The organism is Mycolicibacterium obuense (assembly GCF_055397605.1).
The window spans coordinates 1,135,285-1,149,584 of record NZ_AP043663.1 but is presented as its reverse complement, the minus strand read 5'-3'; the positions used below and the strand labels follow the sequence as shown (position 1 = coordinate 1,149,584).

Below are 14,300 nucleotides of genomic sequence, written 5' to 3'. Positions count from 1 at the left end.
CCCGACATGGCGATACGGCAGTTCGAGGCCGATCTGGTGACCATCGGCTTCGGCAAGGGGGCCAAGACGCTCGCGGCCGCACTCGGAGCCCGGGGTCGACGCGTCGTGATGATCGAACAGTCAGCCCAGATGTACGGCGGCACCTGCATCAACATCGGCTGCGTACCCACCAAGTCGCTGGTGTTCCAGGCCGAGCACCTTCAGCAGACGGGGGCGGGCCATCCTCCCGATCCCGGGGTTTACACCCACGCGGTGCATACGACGGCCGACCTGACCGCCGATCTGCGGGCGAAGAACTTCGCGATGCTGGACAGCCTGCCGACCGTCGACGTGCTCACGGGCTCAGCTTCGTTCGTCGACGCCCACACCGTCTCGGTGCAGACCGCGGACGGGGAGGTCATCGTGACCGGTGAGCACATCGTCATCGGCACCGGATCGGAACCCGTGGTGCCGGACATCCCCGGGCTGCACGGCAACGACCGCGTGGTGACGAGCACGGACCTGCTTGTGACCGAAGAGCTTCCGCGGCAGCTCGTGGTCCTCGGCGGAGGCTACGTCGGCCTGGAGTTCGCGGCGATGTACGCCAGGTACGGCGCGGAAGTGACTGTCCTGGAACGGCATCCGGCCATCCTCGGCCAGGAGGACGACGATGTCGCAGCCGCGGCCACCGAGCTGCTGGCGGCCGCCGGGGTCCATATCGTCACCTCGGCCGCCGTCACCGCCGTCGACGGCGCAACAGTGCACTACGAGGTCGACGGAGTATCGGCGTCGGTCCAGGGCGACCGCATCCTGGTCGCACTCGGCCGCCGCCCGGTCACCGCCGAACTCGGGTTGGACCGGGCCGGGGTCGACACCCGCGCCGACGGGTCCGTCGTCGTCGACGAACACCTGCGCACGAACCAGCCGCACATCTTCGTCGTCGGCGACGTCAACGGCGGACCTCAGTTCACCTACGTCTCACTGGACGACTACCGCGTGGTCCTCGACCAACTCGACGGGACGGGTCGGCGGAGCACCGCCGATCGGGTGGCGGTGCCCTACGTGTTGTTCATGACTCCGCCGCTCGCGCGCGTCGGACTGACCGAGCGCGCGGCCCGCGCCGACGGCCACCGCGTGAAGGTCGCTGCGCTGCCGGTGGCGAAGATGGCCACCGTGCCGCGCGCACGAATCGTCGGACAGCCCGAGGGCATGATGAAGGTCGTCGTCGACGCGGACACGGATCAGATACTCGGCGCCGCACTGCTCAGCCACGATTCGCACGAGGTCATCAACGTCGTCGCGCTCGCCATCCGCCACCGCATCACGGCGAGCCAACTGCGCGATGAGATCTACACGCACCCCTCGATGACCGAGGCGTTCAACCAGCTTCTCGGCGCGCTCACCTGATCTGCCATGGAGCGTGGCGCCCGTCACATAGAATGCTGAATTGACAGGCGTCAAGCACCCGAGGAGATGCGAATGAGCGACCCACGCACGATGGACGACGCAGCGAAAGTCCTGGCCGACCCGACGGCATACGCCGACGACGCCCGGTTGCACGCAGCACTCGCTCATCTGCGCGCCAACGAGCCCGTGGCCTGGGTCGACAACCATCCCTACCGCCCGTTCTGGGCGATCACCAAGCACGCCGACATCATGGCCATCGAGCGCGCGAACGATCTGTGGCTCTCCGAGCCCCGCCCGCTGCTGGCCACCGCTGCCGCCGACGACTACATGGCCCAGCAGATGGAGGCCGGCATGGGTCTGCGCACGCTGATCCACATGGACGATCCGCACCATCGCAAGGTGCGCTCTATCGGCGCCGACTGGTTCCGCCCCAAGGCGATGCGCGATCTGAAGATCCGCGTCGACGAGTTGGCCAAGCGCTATGTCGACCGGATGCGCGACATCGGTCCCGAATGCGATTTCGTCACCGACATCGCAGTGCAGTTCCCGCTGTACGTGATCATGTCCCTGCTCGGGTTGCCCGAGGAGGACTACGGCCGCATGCACGCGCTGACCCAGGAGATGTTCGGCGGCGACGACGACGAGTACAAGCGCGGTGTCAGCCCCGAGGAGCAGATGGCGGTTCTGCTCGATTTCTTCACCTATTTCTCGACGCTGACCGCGTCGCGTCGGGAGACTCCGACCGACGACCTCGCCTCGGCGATCGCGAACGGCCGGATCGACGGCGAGCCCCTCTCCGACATCGACACCGCGTCCTACTACGTGATCGTCGCCAGCGCCGGCCACGACACCACCAAGGACGCGATCTCCGGCGGACTGCTCGCGCTGATCGAGAACCCGGGCGAGCTGGATCGGCTACGGGAGAACATGGATCTGATGCCGACGGCGGTCGAGGAGATGATCCGCTGGACCACGCCGGTCAAGGAGTTCATGCGGACCGCCGCCGAGGACACCACGGTGCGCGGGGTGCCGATCGCCCAGGGCGAATCGGTCTATCTGGCCTACGTCTCGGGCAACCGGGACGAAGAGATCTTCGACGAACCGTTCCGGTTCGACATCGCCCGCGACCCGAATCGGCACGTGTCCTTCGGCTACGGCGTGCACTTCTGCCTGGGCGCCGCACTGGCCCGCATGGAGATGAACAGCCTGTTCACCGAGCTGGTACCGCGACTCGAATCGATCGAGCTGGCCGGGGAGCCGGAACTGGCCGCGACGACGTTCGTCGGCGGGCTCAAGCACCTGCCGATCCGCTACTCCGTGCGCTGACCGCGAGGAAGCCGTCGACTGCCGCGATAGCCGTTGCGCGGTAATCGAATTCGGACAGCGTGCTGATCCTGCCGAACACCAGCGGGCCGATCAGCAGCGCGAACGCCGTCGTTCTGTCGACGCGGCCGAGATGCTCCGGCGCGTCCGGGCTGTCGAAGATGGCATCGAAGGGCGCCGAGTACTGCTCGGCGATGCGCTCGCGCAGCGAACCGACCGCTCCGCCGGCGGTGGGCACTTCGGCGATGTCGGGCCCCAGGGAGAGCCACGCCATGGCGGTCAGCAGCGTCGGCGCCTCGGCGATGGCGTCGGCCCATCCGCCGACGACGGCGATGAGACGCTCGCGCAGAGTGCCGTCCGGGGGCGGCATGGGCGCCGGCGGAATCAGGCTCATGAACGCCGCTGCGACAAGGTCATTCGAGCTCGGGAAGTGCCGGTACAGGGTGGCACGCGCGACGTTGGCATGCCGGGTGACCGCGTCGATCGTCACCGCGCTCGGACCTCCCGAGCGCAGCAGAGCCGTCGCGGCCTCCATCAATCGCGCGCGCGAACGGGCCGGCCTCGGGTCACCACCGCCGGCCGTCATGGCATGTCCTTTCTCGTCGTCGGGTAAAGAGACTATCGGTCTTGCACCGAGACTGTTAGTCTCGAAATCCCGGCGAGAGAGAGTCCATGACAGACACGAGCACGCCGCCCGACCAGGATATCGACGGCGGGATCGCCGCTCTCTCACCGTGGGGACGACGCTGGCTGCTCACCGTGACCAGCCTGGCCCTGCTGCTGGTGATGGGCTCGATGGTCGCCCTCAACGCCGCCCTGCCCGACATCGCCGTCGAGACTGCGGCCAATCAGGCGCAGCTGACATGGATCGTCGACAGCTACACCCTCGCGCTGGCCTGCCTGCTGCTGCCCGCCGGAGCCCTCGGCGATCGCTACGGCAGGCGCGGCGCGCTGCTGCTGGGCGTGGTGATCTTCGGACTCGCCTCGGCTGCACCGACAGTCTTCGACAGTCCCGTGGCGTTGATCGCTGCGCGGGCCGCCGCCGGCGTCGGCGCGGCCTTCGTCATGCCCGCGACGCTGTCGCTCCTGACGGCCGCGTTCCCGAGATCAGAACGAACCAAGGCCGTCGGGATCTGGGCCGGGGTGGCCGGATCCGGTGCTGTGGTGGGCTTTCTGGGCACCGGCCTTCTGCTGCGGCACTTCTCGTGGCAGTCCGTGTTCGTCGCGCTCACCATCGCCGCGGCGGCGACTTTCGTCCTCGCGCTGACCATCGGCAGCTCCCGCGATCAGACAGCGACCCCGATCGACTGGCTGGGCGCCGCGCTGATCGGCGGTGCACTCGCGGTGTTCGTCGTGGCGGTGGTCGAGGCTCCGATCCGGGGCTGGACCGACCCGCTGGTGCTCGGCGGGTTCGCCCTGGGAATCGTGCTGGCCGTCGCCTTCGCTGTCGTCCAGCTGCGCCGTCGCCACCCTCTTCTCGACGTCCGATTGTTCACCAGGCCCGATTTCGCGACCGGCGCCTTCGGCATCACGTTCATGTTCCTCGCCATGTTCGGCTTCTTTTTTCTCGCCATGCAGTTCCTGCAACTGGTGATGGGCTACTCCCCGCTGTCCACCGCATTCGCGCTGTCGCCACTGGTGGCGCCCGTCCTGGTGCTGAGTGCGACAGCGCATCTGTACCTCCCGAAGTTGGGCCTGCGGTGGACGGTCACGATCGGCTTGCTGCTGATCGCGGTCGGGTTGCTCTGCATGCGGCTGGCCGGTGCCGATGCGGTGTACCTCGACGTGATGTGGCCCATGCTGGTGATCGCCTCCGGCGTCGGCCTGTGTACCGCCCCCACGACGACGGCGATCATGAATGCCGTTCCGGACGACAAGCAGGGCGTGGCATCGGCAGTCAACGACGCGACGCGCGAGGTCGGCGCCGCGGTGGGCATCGCCGTTGCCGGATCGATTCTGGCCGCCTCCTACCGCAACGCACTCGCCCCGCAGCTGTCGGCATTCCCGCCACAGGTCCGCGACACCGCCACCGACTCGCTGGCCTACGCGCTCGCCCTGTCGGATCGCCTGGGCCCGCAGGGCGCCGCGCTGCGGGAGGCGGCACGCTCGGCGTTCGTGCAGGCCTCCGATCACGCACTGCTGGCACTCGCCGGGGTCATCGTCTTCGCCGCCGTTGTCGTCGCCGCATGGGCGCCGGGTCGCGACGGCACGCAGCTGTTCAGGAGATGAACTCGGCCGCGCGGTGCGCGGCCATCACGATCGTCGCGTGGGGTCCGCGACTGGGGATGGCGGGCAGGATGGAACCGTCCACCACCCAGAGTCCGTCGACGCCGAGGACGCGGCACCGACTGTCGAGCACCGCGGCGGGATCTCCGTCGCGACCCATCCTGGCGGTACCGCACAGATGCTGCGACGTGGCCCACGACGGCTCGGATTGCACTGTGCCACCGGCGATCTCGGTGGCGAGGTCAGCGCCCCGGCGCAGCAGCTCGACATCGGCGGGCGCGGTGTCGTACCTCTGCTCGACGAGCGGATCGACGAACGGGTCCGCCGACACCAGCGTCACGCGGCCCCGCGAAGCCGGCCTCATCAGGGTCACTCCGAGGTGGGGACGGTCGGTCGGGTCGTCGCGTCGCTCGCTGGTCATCGCACCGAAACCCGCTGTGTAGGGCCGGATCTCGATACCGTCCTCGGTGGTCAACACCGCCTCCAGCGGTGGTACGCCATGGGTGGCGGACCAACTGACGGGAAGCACCCACTCCGGATGGTCGACCGTGTCGACGCCCACCGGGAGGTCGGCCACGACCCGCACCCCGACCGCACTCAGCGGGGCCGCGGGTCCGATGCCGGAGAGCATCAGCAGGTGCGCAGAACCGAGTGCGCCGGCGCTGACCACCACCCGATCCGCATCGAGCACCGCCGGACCGTCCGGCCCGATGCATTCGGCACCGACCGCGCGGGGTCCGTCGAAGCGCAGGCGCAGCACCCGGGTGTCGGTGAGCACCGTCAGGTTGGGCCGGCCCATCGCCGGTTCGAGAAATGCGCCGCCTGGCCCGACCCGGGTGCCCCGGTCGATGTTCAGCGGCACGGCGCCCACGCCGGGTGGCACCGGCGCCTGCGGGCTCGATCCGTTCAGATCCTCCACCCAGGCGAATCCCGCGTCCTGCGCCGACCGGACGAACGACACTGTGCACCCGTCGAACTCAGCGACCCGGCGAACGGTGATCGGGCCGCGGTCACCGTGCAGGCCGCCGGGGAAATCGAGATCGCGTTCGATCGCGGTGAAATGCGGGAGTGCGTCGCGCCAGCTCCAACCCGGCAGCGCCCAGCCGTCGAGGTCGGCCGGCAACGCCCGGCAGAAGTAACCGCCGTTGACAGCGCCGGAGCCCCCCACGACGGCACCGCGCATGATCTGCGCCAAGCGGCGCGGCTCCTCGGTGAGCACCGCCGTGTACCACCGCACCACCCCGCTCGCCTCGCCGAGCGGCAGGCGCAGTGCATCGGTGATCTGCCGCCGCACCCGGGGATCGGTCGGCGCCGGACCGGTCTCGACCACGGTGACCGTGGTGCGTTCATCGGCCGAGAGCCGTTCCGCCAGTACGGAACCGGCGCTGCCTGCCCCGATGATCAGAACGTCGGCCAACGCGGACGTCAGGTTCTGATCTGCGGCTTGAGCGCGCCGGCGTGGCGCTCCCGGATCACCCCGGTCCACAGGCCGAGGCCATAGGCGATGTCATCGAGTCGCTTGAGCAACAGAAAGGTGAGAATGCCGACCCGCTTGACGTCGTCGTCGGTGCCACTGTGTCCGCGGGTGGCCCAGTCGAAGACGCCGTCGAGGACCGCGGCCACCACGACCACCTGCCGGCAGCGCCGCGAGCACACCGCGGCCAGCATGGCCACCGGCCAGTAGTGCCGGCAGATCGCCGAGGCCAACTGCAGCGCCGCCGACCACAGACCGTGAGCCGCCACGACGGCCACCTCCATGGGTTCGGTGCGCACGCTGGCCAGCGACCTGGCGATCCGCCGGCCCGTGAACACCGCCACCGCCACCGACCCCAGGTACCCGAGCCGCGATCCCAGAGCGATCAGGAGCCAGACCACCAGGGTCCACCCCGAAATCACCAGCGGCGCCGTCTTGCCCGGATGGCGAATCGACAGCGGTGCCGCCGATCCACCGTAGAAAGACTTGCGCGCGAACCACTTTCGCAGTTCCACCCGGTGGTCGTGGGCCACCAGGGCGATCGGCTCGTAGCGCAGCCGGGCGCCGGCCTCGTTGAGCCGCCAGCACAGGTCGACGTCCTCACCGGAGGTCAACGTCTCGTCAAAACCACCCACGTCGAGCAGCGCGCTGCGCCGGCAGATGATCGCGGCGCTGGGTACGTAGGAGACCGTGCCGAACGGCACCACCGGCGCCTCGCGCAAGCCGAGGTCCAGCGATGACCGGACGGCCTCGTACCGCGCGACGGCGCTGTCGGAGGGTTGCAGCGCGACGATGCGCGGTGCGGCCAGCGCGACCGCGGGATCGCAGAAATGTCCTAGCAGTGCTTCGAGCCAGCCGCGTCGCGGCACGACATCGGAATCCAGGAAGGCCACGAAGTCGGTGTCACATGCCATCAGGCCGGCGTTGCGGGCCGCGGCGGGCCCGCGGTTGCGGTCCAGCCGGAGCAGTCGGACGTCACAGTGGGCGTCCCGGAAGTCGTTCTCGTGCAGAGGAACTGCCGATCCGTCGTCGACCACGACGACTTTCAGGCCGCGCAATGCGCTGAGAAGGCGCAGAAGTCCGGACGGGTTGTCCCGCACCGGGATCACGACGGTGACATCGCGGTGCGACGGACCACTCAGCGGGCGCGGATGAGCGACCGTCGCGTCGAGCAGGGTGCGCGCCAGCTGAGCACTGACCGCGTCATGCACCTCGAGCCGGCCACCGTTGAGCATGGTCTGTGCGGCAGGCGCCAGCCGCAACAAGCGGGTCGGCGAGCCGCCCAGGAGCGCCGCGCCCTCCCCCAGCACGCGCACGCGCCGATCAACTTGGACAGCGAAACCGTCGGGCAGTCGCTGTCCCGTCACCTCAACATCCCCTCGCCGTCAGGTGCCCAGCGAGCGATCCGGTCAACCCCGGCGTCAACCATTCCAGCAAAGATCCTGCCCCCTTCTTCCGCCGTCGCCGTCGTCGGATCACCCAAGATACCCAGCGAACTGACGGCGGCCACCCCCCCTCGACGCATCTGCGGCATCAACTCCGCCAACGACGCCCGATTTCCCGGTACCCGCAGATCCTCTCGCACCAAACCAGGTGAAATATGTAGCAATACAGATGTTTCCGTGTGGCCGGCGTGTGCGTCGCCGCCGGGCGCCACACACGAGCACCACGCGACGTCGCGGCCCTCATAACGCAGCAGTGCGACGGCTTCCCGGAGTGCGGTGACGTTGCCCCCGTGGCCGTTGACGAACACGACCCGCGGAGCCCACCGACACGCCGATCGGGCGAACTCGACGAGAAGTTTTGTCAGAGCCGGTGTGCCAATGGAGACCGTTCCGGCGAATCCCTCGTGCTCACCGCTGGCGCCGTAGGCGATCGCGGGAGCAACCAGCCAGGGTCCGGGTAACCGGTTGACGAGAGCGTCAGCCACGGCGGCCGCAATGCGGGTATCGGTGTCCAGCGGCAGATGAGGGCCGTGCTGCTCGGTGGATCCGACGGGTACGACGAGCGCGGACGCGGAATCCTGCAGTTGTCTCGACGTCGAGTTCCCGAGCTCGTGGGGTGAAGCCACGCGAGCATGGTAGGCCGAATTCACCTGCCGTGCGCCAGTTGTTGGCGCATGCGTGGCAAGAGATTTCCGCCATCGATCAGGGCATCACCTCGCGCCCCGTCCGTCACACCCCCAGCGTGCGAGTGAAACCCTCGGGAATCAGGACGTCGTCGCGGGTCAGGTCGTGGATCGACGACTTGCCCAGGCCAATCAACGCGGAGTCGATGCCGCCACGCATGATGTCGAGGACGTTCTCCACACCGGCCTGCCCGTTGGCCGCCAGACCCCACAGATAGGCCCGCCCGATCATCACGGCCCGGGCCCCCAGAGCAACGGCCTTGACGACGTCGCTACCCCGCCGGATCCCGCCGTCCAGCAAAACCTCGACCTGGTCACCGACGGCGTCGGCGATCGCGGGGAGGCAGCGGATCGCGGCGGGCGTGCCGTCGAGGTTGTTGCCGCCGTGATTGGACACCGTGAGAGCCGAAACGCCCGCATCGACAGCACGTTTGGCGTCGTCGACGCGCACGGTGCCCTTGAGCAGGAAGGGCCCGCCCCACTGTTCGCGCAGCCAGGCGACGTCCTCCCAGGTGGGGGGCGGGGTACCCATCCACTGGCCGTAGGCCTCGAAGAACGTCGGGCCGGTCTCGCCGCGGCGGCCCTGGTTGGGAACGCGCAGGTCAGGGGGCCGCAGGTGCTTGGCGAAGCTGTAGAACCACCGCGGCTTGGTCATAACCTCCGGAGACATCCGGATCATGGTCTTCAGATCCATCCGCTCCGGGATCTTGGGGCTGCCCCAGTCCCGGCCGTGGGCGAAACTCCAGTCAGTGGTCAAGATCAGGCCCTTGGCACCGGCGGCGCGGGCCCGCTCCATGCGGGCGAGGATCTCGTCGCGGCTGCCGAGCCAGTAGATCTGGAAGAAGATCTTGTCGTTGACCGCCGTCACCTCCTCCATGGGCTTGCTCGCGAACGACGACAGGCCCATGGCGGTGCCCCGGGCAGCGGCGGCGCGTGCGACGGCCACCTCACCGTCGGGATCGATCGCCTGCACCCCGGTCGGCGAGATGATCACAGGCAGCGAAATGTCCTGTCCCATCACGGTTGTCGCCATGTCGCGCTTCTCGGTGGCGCCGATGACGTGCGGCGCGAAGCCGAGTTCGGAGAACGACTCGACGTTGGCGCCGACCGTGATCCCCTTCTCGCTGGCGGAGATCAGCGATGAGTACGCCGATTTCGGCAGACGCTTCTTGGCCCGCTGCTGGGCGATGGCGACAGTTTCGAACCAGGTATCACGAGCCATGATGAGCTAGACCGGACTTTCGTTGCAGAACTTCTTCGGAGGGGCGCTCAGCAGGGTGAGCGGAATGGGGCCCTTGGGGGTGCGGCCGCCGCTGCGGGAGTGGTCGACGCTGGACTTGGGCTTGGTCCGATCCGCGGCCAAGGCGGGTTCGCCGTAGCCCTGCACGCATTCGGGGTCGGGGCCGTCCAGAGGAAGACCGGTGAAGAACTTCGCGGCCATGCAGCCGCCGCGGCAGGCGTCGTAGTGCCCGCAGCTGCCACACGCGCCGGCCGACTGCGGCTCCCGGAGCTCGCGGAAGAGCTCGGAGTTCTGCCACACACTCTGAAAACCGTTGTCGGTGAGAATGTTTCCGGCCAGGAACTGGTCGTGGATGGCGAACGGGCAGGCGTAGACGTCGCCGACCGGATCGATCAGGCAGACCACGCGGCCGGCGCCGCAGAGATTCAACCCGGCAAGCGCGCCGGGCTCGCCGAGCCCGGACAGGTGGAAGAACGAGTCGCCGGTGAGCACGCGTTCGCCGTGGGCGACCAGCCAGTCGTAAAGCTGGACCTGCTGCGCGGCGGTGGGGTGCAGTTCGTCCCAGACGTCGGCGCCACGGCCCGACGGCCGCAGCCGGGTGATGCGCAGCGTGGCGCCGTAGGAGTCGGCCAGAGCTTTGAACTCGTCGAGCTGATCGACGTTGTGACGGGTCACGACGACGGAGATCTTGGCGTCGGTGAAGCCTGCCGCGCGCAGGTTCTCCAGCGCGCGGGTGGCCATGGCGAAGCTGCCCGGGCCGCGGACCGCGTCGTTGACCTCGGCGGTCGCGCCGTCCAGCGAGATCTGCACGTCGACGTAGTCGCTGGCAGCGAGCTTCGCGGCCACCTCCTCGGTGATGCGCACGCCGTTGGTGGAGAACTTGACCCCGACATGGTGGGCGGTGGCGTAGTCGACGAGCTCCCAGAAATCCGACCGCACCGTCGGCTCGCCGCCACCGATGTTGACGTAGAAGACCTGCATGCGCTCGAGCTCGTCGATGATGTCCTTGCACTGCTGGGTGGTCAGCTCGCGCGGATCGCGCTTGCCCGACGAGGACAGGCAGTGCACACAGGACAGGTTGCAGGCGTAGGTGAGTTCCCACGTCAGGCAGATCGGGGCGTCGAGGCCACGTTCGAACTGGTCGACGAGCCGGGGCACGGGTGCGGTGACGGTCATCGGTCTTCTCCTGCGATGAGCATGTTCGACGAGACCAGCACACCCATGGCGTGCAGGTACGGCGTCAGTTGGTCGTCTTCGAGTCCTGCTGCGTGACAGGCGGATCGAGCGTCGGGGTGATCAGACAGCGAGTTGATCACCTCGACGATCGTCCGGTTCTTCAGGAACGACAGCTTGCGGGTCCCGAAGTGGTAGAGCAGCGCGCCGAACGGCTCGGGCCGGACGGCCACCTGCGGATGCAGCCGCCAGCGCTGGTCCGGATCGAAAGTCGGCGCGGTCATGATCAGTAGACCCCGCACATCCCGTCGATGGAGACCTCTTCGACCAGGCTCTCGGTGACCAGTTCGTCGTTCTCGGTGTGCTGACTCGGCTCCATGGCGCTGCCTTTCTGTTCGGTGGGGCTCGACTTTTGTGACGCAGATCGCAACAATAAGGCACCGGGTGCCGAAATGGAAGAGGGGTGCCGATGCCAACCGAGAAAGCACGTGTCGGCCGTCGCCGGTCGACCAGCTGGGAGCACATCAGTGCGGTCGCGATAGACCTGTTCACCGAGCGTGGTTTCGACGAGGTCAGCGTCGACGACGTCGCGACGGCCGCGGGGATCGCCCGCCGGACCCTGTTCCGGTACTACCCGTCGAAGAACGCCCTGCCGTGGGGCGACTTCGACGCTCACCTCGGTCTGATGCAGGGACTGCTGGCCGCCACCGATCCCGCCGCCCCGATTCACGAGGCGCTGCGCGAGGCACTCCTGGCGTTCAACGATTTCGACGATGCCGACCGACACCGGCAGCGGATGCGGTTGATCCTGGAAACCGAAGCGCTGCAGGCGTATTCGATGACGATGTACGCGGGCTGGCGGGCGGTGGTGGCCGCGTATGTCGCGCGCCGCCTCCAGATTTCCCCCGCCGACCTGGTCCCGCAGACGGTGGCCTGGACGATGCTTGCGGTGGCGCTGACGGCCTACGAACAGTGGCTCGCTGACGAGTCGGTATCGCTGGCTGCTGCGCTGGGCGGCGCCTTCGACCTGCTGGCCGGCGGGTTGGCGGGCCTGGAGGCTCAGATCTAAGCCGCCTCTGGATGGCGGATCCACTGCCGCTGTGCAGATCCCACGCTTCTGCGCCAATTTCGCTTACAGGCGTGGTCCACCAGTGCTGTTCGGGTCTAGGCGCGTCTCCAACCGGGCGGCTTTAGGCCCCGCCGTCTCCGTCTGCCTGCGTTTCAAGGCCCGGGGGCGAGGGTGCCGCCGAATCATCCTCGGCGGCAGCGGGGAGACTGGGCGTTTGCCTCTGCGACGATCTGGAGGCCAGAAGTTCCGCTGCCTCCACGTCCATCTCGATATAACCCTGGAGCTGCCAAGATCTCTTCTTCACAAGGTCGCCGGTGACGGTGATTGGGAATCGGTCGCGGTAAGCCTGAATAGCGAACTCGTGTGCGCGGCCTGTCAATTCGACGAATACTTTGCGCACACGGCCGTTTACTTCGGCCATCAAGGCAACCTCACCACTCTCTGCTGCTTCCTCTTCGGCCAAGTTTCTTGACAGCAGGGTTACTGGTCCGGTCAGAGTTTCGCGTACAGGATCCTGGCGATCTTGCAGCGTGTCAGCGACCTGCGGAATAAGTTCTAGAGTCGGTCGATCGAACGTAATTAGTGACGGCACTTCGTCGATCGGGGGCGGCGGTACGGCATCGGACCAGTCGAAAGAGACCTCGATCGCCTGAACGCCCTCTTCCTTGGAGAAGCGTTCCAAAGCTTCTGCCATCTCCAAACTCAGGCCTTTTTCTACTGCTGTGTTTACCGGCGCCTTCTTCTCCGCGACATTCTTGGCAGCCTCAAGGCTTCTTGAAAGCGTCGTCATAACACGACGCGCAAACGGCGGAACGGCTGTTCCGTGGGCGGGAGCTGAGTCGATCTGTTCGTTTGATGGAACTTCCGGCGCTGCTGGTGCGTCGTCGTGTGCTGGATTCTCGTGAGCAGAGCCTGGCTCGACAGCGACGGCGCGCTCGATCCTCGCTGCCGCAGTCACTACAAAACTCCCCCGCTTGGTGTGCCCAAGACGCAAATCCTCGGCTAGGAACTCATCAACCTCGGCCGGTCTCCGCCCTTGATGCGAGTGCGACGGATTCGCAACGGTCGTCGCGGCCGCACGCACCATCACAGCAATGCTTTCTAATGCCCGCTGCGCCTGTCTGAAGGAAATCGTGCCGTCGACGGAATCCTGTTGTATCCGAAAGAAGAACAGATCGGCCGATAGCGCAGTGATCCGCTCGGAGAGCTCACTGATAGTGAGCTTATAGACGCGCATGATGCCCTCTACCGCTTCGGCGAGGCGCTGGTTGTAGTCGTCGTACTCCTCATCGAAGACTAAAGTCACCATCATTGACGGAAGCCCTGACGGGGCGCGCCATACCTCCCACTCACGGGACCGGTCTTCAACAATCAGCCAACTATTGGCGGCTAGAAATCGCTTGAGTGCGGATGGGGGAATTTGATCATCAGAGAAGAGATCTACGTCCGCCATCCCGGACTCCCCTCGCCAATCTCGTGCATAATCCCCAGCAGCGAGTCTCTCGTCAGCCTATTCTTCTTCGGCAGTTGCACGGTCATCTTGTCCTGACCTGCAGGGAAGGCCTTCGGGATGTCGACCCCGTTGACCCAATACATAACACTCTTAGTCATCAGCTTCGTCTCGTCGATTTCAAGCCAATCGTTGAGCGCATGGGGGACGACGAGAACGGCCAAGATTATCGGACACGTTCTCTTCGTTTTGATCAGCTTTCCGTGCGTTCGCTCATCGAGTCTCCACGCGATGTGATGCTGACGCACGACGTCTTGGCCAGTGCACTTGAGCTGGATGTCCAGTTGCGGGCCGTCCCTATAGGCGTACTCCGCTGATGACCTAATCGAGATATCGATCGCATCCTCATCAGTCGTGTAGCCCGCGACGGAGCATCCCGCTGCAGCGGCCAACATCTTGGCGTAAGCCAAGCTCAGCTGTTCTTTCATAGTCGATTCCGAAAGAGAATCGTCCGGCAATGTGCTGACTATGCGCGCCTGAGTCATGTTTAGTTGCTCGCCCCCATCCTGGGACTGTATCCCGCGCCTTTCCGATTCAGCAGAGGAACACGAACTGCTGGCCACGTCGATTTCTGGGGCAGCGCTGAGCGCCTGAAGAAAAGGCCAAGGCTAATGCTGCGACGCACTCATGTTGAGATCTTCGTCATCGTCTGGAGGTCGGTGGCGACAAGAAGTCCGGTAGCCACCCCGTCGCAATCTTTGATGCCACCTCCTATCTCAACCCCCCTCCGACTGGCAGTCCTCGAGCCGCGCGATGCGTGCTGGTTTCGTC

14 protein-coding genes are annotated in these 14,300 nt (G+C 66.7%); 4 read left to right on the top strand and 10 right to left on the bottom strand.

Annotation, left to right across the window (positions count from 1 at the left end):
* The first annotated feature begins 6 nt into the window (after positions 1-6).
* Entirely contained in the window at positions 7-1,386 is a 1,380-nt protein-coding gene (locus tag ACZ50N_RS05495) for an FAD-dependent oxidoreductase (protein WP_464474858.1), read from the top strand.
* A gap of 72 nt (positions 1,387-1,458) precedes the next feature.
* Positions 1,459-2,712: a cytochrome P450 gene (locus ACZ50N_RS05490; protein WP_133413587.1), complete on the top strand. Its 1,254-nt coding sequence runs from the start codon at positions 1,459-1,461 to the stop codon at positions 2,710-2,712.
* Here ACZ50N_RS05490 and ACZ50N_RS05485 read toward each other — a convergent pair.
* Positions 2,678-3,295 carry a TetR/AcrR family transcriptional regulator gene (locus ACZ50N_RS05485; protein ID WP_046361122.1) on the bottom strand — a complete coding sequence of 206 codons (618 nt, stop codon included), beginning with the start codon at positions 3,293-3,295 and terminating at the stop codon, positions 2,678-2,680. The two genes, ACZ50N_RS05490 and ACZ50N_RS05485, sit on opposite strands and share 35 nt — an antisense overlap.
* 86 nt (positions 3,296-3,381) lie before the next feature.
* Here ACZ50N_RS05485 and ACZ50N_RS05480 point away from each other — a divergent pair, with 86 nt between their 5' ends.
* Complete coding sequence (locus ACZ50N_RS05480) at positions 3,382-4,938, top strand: MFS transporter (RefSeq protein WP_464474857.1); 1,557 nt, start codon at positions 3,382-3,384, stop codon at positions 4,936-4,938.
* Here the strand turns inward: ACZ50N_RS05480 and mftG are convergent.
* From mftG to mftA, 7 genes are all read right to left on the bottom strand, one after another.
* Entirely contained in the window at positions 4,928-6,352 is a 1,425-nt protein-coding gene (gene mftG, locus ACZ50N_RS05475) for a mycofactocin dehydrogenase MftG (protein ID WP_464474856.1), read from the bottom strand. The genes ACZ50N_RS05480 and mftG overlap by 11 nt on opposite strands.
* An 8-nt stretch (positions 6,353-6,360) precedes the next feature.
* A complete protein-coding gene (gene mftF, locus ACZ50N_RS05470) occupies positions 6,361-7,776 on the bottom strand; it encodes a mycofactocin biosynthesis glycosyltransferase MftF (protein ID WP_073682529.1) in 1,416 nt (471 codons plus the stop codon).
* Positions 7,773-8,504 (bottom strand): mycofactocin biosynthesis peptidyl-dipeptidase MftE, encoded by a 732-nt coding sequence (mftE, locus tag ACZ50N_RS05465; RefSeq protein ID WP_046361118.1) that lies wholly within the window; start codon positions 8,502-8,504, stop codon positions 7,773-7,775. Before mftE ends, mftF begins: the two co-directional genes overlap by 4 nt.
* A gap of 79 nt (positions 8,505-8,583) precedes the next feature.
* Positions 8,584-9,759, bottom strand: coding sequence for a pre-mycofactocin synthase MftD (mftD, locus tag ACZ50N_RS05460; protein ID WP_464474855.1), 1,176 nt, complete (start codon positions 9,757-9,759; stop codon positions 8,584-8,586).
* Between the two features lie 6 nt (positions 9,760-9,765).
* A complete protein-coding gene (gene mftC, locus ACZ50N_RS05455) occupies positions 9,766-10,953 on the bottom strand; it encodes a mycofactocin radical SAM maturase (RefSeq protein WP_048424715.1) in 1,188 nt (395 codons plus the stop codon).
* Complete coding sequence (mftB, locus tag ACZ50N_RS05450) at positions 10,950-11,234, bottom strand: mycofactocin biosynthesis chaperone MftB (RefSeq protein WP_046361115.1); 285 nt, start codon at positions 11,232-11,234, stop codon at positions 10,950-10,952. The genes mftC and mftB overlap by 4 nt, the downstream gene beginning before the upstream one ends.
* Before the next feature lie 2 nt (positions 11,235-11,236).
* A complete protein-coding gene (gene mftA, locus ACZ50N_RS05445; RefSeq protein WP_073682527.1) occupies positions 11,237-11,329 on the bottom strand; it encodes a mycofactocin precursor MftA in 93 nt (30 codons plus the stop codon).
* Positions 11,330-11,419: 90 nt separating this feature from the next.
* Between mftA and mftR the strand changes: the two genes are divergently transcribed.
* Complete coding sequence (gene mftR, locus ACZ50N_RS05440; protein WP_464474854.1) at positions 11,420-12,019, top strand: mycofactocin system transcriptional regulator MftR; 600 nt, start codon at positions 11,420-11,422, stop codon at positions 12,017-12,019.
* A 121-nt stretch (positions 12,020-12,140) separates the two neighbouring features.
* Here the strand turns inward: mftR and ACZ50N_RS05435 are convergent, their stop codons facing one another.
* Both ACZ50N_RS05435 and ACZ50N_RS05430 read right to left on the bottom strand, forming a co-directional pair.
* A complete protein-coding gene (locus ACZ50N_RS05435; RefSeq protein ID WP_464474853.1) occupies positions 12,141-13,472 on the bottom strand; it encodes a hypothetical protein in 1,332 nt (443 codons plus the stop codon).
* Positions 13,460-13,957 carry a DUF4365 domain-containing protein gene (locus ACZ50N_RS05430; protein WP_464474852.1) on the bottom strand — a complete coding sequence of 166 codons (498 nt, stop codon included), beginning with the start codon at positions 13,955-13,957 and terminating at the stop codon, positions 13,460-13,462. Before ACZ50N_RS05430 ends, ACZ50N_RS05435 begins: the two co-directional genes overlap by 13 nt.
* Between the last annotated feature and the right edge of the window lie 343 nt (positions 13,958-14,300).

Coding starts and splice junctions, on each gene's coding strand:
- mftB (WP_046361115.1), bottom strand. CDS start 11,234: ATGACCGCGCCGACTTTCGATCCGGACCAGCGCTGGCGGCTGCATCCG.
- mftC (WP_048424715.1), bottom strand. CDS start 10,953: ATGACCGTCACCGCACCCGTGCCCCGGCTCGTCGACCAGTTCGAACGT.
- ACZ50N_RS05435 (WP_464474853.1), bottom strand. CDS start 13,472: ATGGCGGACGTAGATCTCTTCTCTGATGATCAAATTCCCCCATCCGCA.
- mftR (WP_464474854.1), top strand. CDS start 11,420: ATGCCAACCGAGAAAGCACGTGTCGGCCGTCGCCGGTCGACCAGCTGG.
- ACZ50N_RS05490 (WP_133413587.1), top strand. CDS start 1,459: ATGAGCGACCCACGCACGATGGACGACGCAGCGAAAGTCCTGGCCGAC.
- ACZ50N_RS05485 (WP_046361122.1), bottom strand. CDS start 3,295: ATGACGGCCGGCGGTGGTGACCCGAGGCCGGCCCGTTCGCGCGCGCGA.
- ACZ50N_RS05480 (WP_464474857.1), top strand. CDS start 3,382: ATGACAGACACGAGCACGCCGCCCGACCAGGATATCGACGGCGGGATC.
- ACZ50N_RS05430 (WP_464474852.1), bottom strand. CDS start 13,957: ATGAAAGAACAGCTGAGCTTGGCTTACGCCAAGATGTTGGCCGCTGCA.
- mftA (WP_073682527.1), bottom strand. CDS start 11,329: ATGGAGCCGAGTCAGCACACCGAGAACGACGAACTGGTCACCGAGAGC.
- ACZ50N_RS05495 (WP_464474858.1), top strand. CDS start 7: ATGGCGATACGGCAGTTCGAGGCCGATCTGGTGACCATCGGCTTCGGC.
- mftD (WP_464474855.1), bottom strand. CDS start 9,759: ATGGCTCGTGATACCTGGTTCGAAACTGTCGCCATCGCCCAGCAGCGG.